At 54.5% G+C, this 398-nt stretch carries 1 protein-coding gene; it reads left to right on the top strand.

Features of this window, described 5'->3' with window-relative positions; translation table 11 throughout:
• Window positions 1-12: 12 nt before the first annotated feature.
• Window positions 13-398 (top strand): 3'-5' exoribonuclease domain-containing protein (locus AC1RPY_RS07690; protein ID WP_481763096.1); only part of this gene is annotated, 386 nt, incomplete at its 3' end.

Here is a 398-nt window from a genome sequence, read left to right as displayed (position 1 = left end):
AAGACATTCGTCATGATCGATATCGAGAGTCTGGGGCTGCGCGTCGGCTCCCCGATTCTATCGGTCGGCATTTGCTCGGTGGTGCCCGGCATCGGCATCATCGACAGCATGAAGTGGAACCTCAATCTCCAAGAGCAGCTTAATCGTGGTGGAAAGATCGAGGCCGACGCCTTCTTCTGGTGGCTGAATCAATCTGAAGCGGCGCGAAGTTCACTGGTCACGGGTCAGGCAGATTCGATCAATCTTGAGCAGTTCCAGCGCGAACTGACCGATTACTGGTTGACCACGATAGATGCGCGAGTGCGCGATCACTTCATTGTTGATCCCGAGCACATGTATGTGATGGCGCTCGGCAACGACTTCGACATCGCACAAATCGACTTATGGTTGAACGGCGC

It is taken from the genome of Dellaglioa sp. CoH-56-MRSF-12 (genome assembly GCF_056782075.1).
The sequence above is the reverse complement of the archived record's forward strand: the minus strand, read 5'-3'. Positions and strand labels throughout refer to the sequence as shown.